The organism is Polaribacter litoreus, assembly GCF_054584775.1.
In genome coordinates this window covers 1-1,667 of the sequence record NZ_JBTLRD010000068.1, presented here as the reverse complement: position 1 = coordinate 1,667, position 1,667 = coordinate 1, and the positions used below count along the sequence as shown (strand labels likewise).

General features: G+C 29.5%; 2 protein-coding genes. Both read right to left on the bottom strand.

Features of this window, described 5'->3' with window-relative positions; all coding sequences use genetic code 11:
• Positions 1–215 precede the first annotated feature (215 nt).
• Positions 216–671 carry a hypothetical protein gene (locus ACW9UN_RS17140; RefSeq protein WP_459487591.1) on the bottom strand — a complete coding sequence of 152 codons (456 nt, stop codon included), beginning with the start codon at positions 669–671 and terminating at the stop codon, positions 216–218.
• A 143-nt stretch (positions 672–814) separates the two neighbouring features.
• Positions 815–1,528 (bottom strand): class I SAM-dependent methyltransferase, encoded by a 714-nt coding sequence (locus ACW9UN_RS17135; protein ID WP_459487589.1) that lies wholly within the window; start codon positions 1,526–1,528, stop codon positions 815–817.
• Between the last annotated feature and the right edge of the window lie 139 nt (positions 1,529–1,667).

Sequence of the window (1,667 nt, the reverse complement as noted above, 5' to 3'; positions counted from 1 at the left end):
TCACTACCAAAAATAAACAAACAATAAGCTGCTTCACTAAGCTAAAGAAAGCCATAAAATCTTTAAGAAATCAAGAAGTTTGATGAGGTTATTCGCCAATGTATACTAACGTGTTTGTACAGGATTAGTTGCTGTGTTTAAGCAATTAAGTTAGTAAATAATTACTGACAAAGAAAATCCGTGAGGATTTTCGTAAGTAAGCAGTAAGTAAGCAATTAATTTTGTACGGTGTTGGGCTTTCGTTTTTTTTCATTTTTCAGTTCATTCAAAACCTCAATTCCTAATAACCCGTTAGTTTTTTTAATTCCTTTTTTATTATTTTTTATCTCAAATTTATAAGATATTTCTTCAAATAGGAGAATTTCAACAATTTCATTTCTTTTTTTGTTTAATTCAATTTCAAATTCATAAAATTTTTCATTTTCAGATAAAATAATTCCTTCAACTGTATTTCCTCCAAAATATTCCTCTATGAATTCCAACATAATTGATTTGTCAGAGTTAATTCCTTTTTCATTAAAAAATTCAGACAATTGATTTTCAATCTTACTCTTTTTCCAAAGTTTTGTATTTTCAACAATTAAATTTTTTTTCAGTAAAATTTGTTCTTGGACATTCAGTCTTCTTTGAGATTTCAAATTGGTTATATTTTTCTCTGTAAGTTTTTTCATAAATGAAGCCCAACGTTTATGTATAAGAATAGTGCGGTTTTGTGTGCGAGGATTTTCCGCAGGAAAATCAGACGTAACAAAAGCGTACGGACTCTTGATTAAGCACTAAACTAAGCATTATTTTTATACGGTGTTGCCAATAGTTATTTTATTTTCAGTCCTTTAATTCCGCTTGCACAACCGTAAAAATATTCCACGTATTCAACATCAAATTCCAGTTTGTTAAAAATCCGATGAACATTTTTTGAGTTTCCAAATTCTTCTGTGTAAACTCCTAACATTCTATAAGTCTCTGGACTTCCAAGAAATAATTTTCCTAAAATCGGAATAATATTTTTCAAGTAAAACATATAAAATGGTTTTAGAAATTTGCTATTTGGAACAGAGACATCAATTAGGGAAAATTTTCCGTTTGGCTTTAGAATTCGGTCAATTTCCTTTGCTAACCTTCCAAGTTGTTCATCATTAAATGTCTTTAGTCCAAAACCTGAAATTACATAGTCCGCAGTTTCATTTGCAATTGAGTTTTCAAATACGTTTTCTTTAAGAATCTCAATTGTTGATTTTTCGAAACGTCCTTTATTCTTCTCTGCACGATTTATCATTTCGGTTGAGAAGTCAAGTCCGATTAGTTTTGACTTTTGGTCAGATTGTTTTAGAATATGCTTCCAACATTCTCCCATTCCAGTCATTAAATCTACAACAACTTTTCCTTTTTGAATTTGGATTTCCTTTACGCATTGTCTTCGCCATCTTTCACTAAATCCAAAAGAAGTTATATAGTTTACTTTTGAATACGAACTTGACATTTTATCAAACAGTTTTTCGACAAATTTAGGTTCGTAAATATCGTTCATTCGTGATGCTGGTCTTAATTATTGGCAACGTTTTGGTGTATTATTTGTTGCGTAAATTTAGCAAAAAAAACTATTTATACTAAAACTTTAGCGTTTCCGAGGTTTTTCGTAAGAAAAACCTGAAAAAGCAATAAATTTT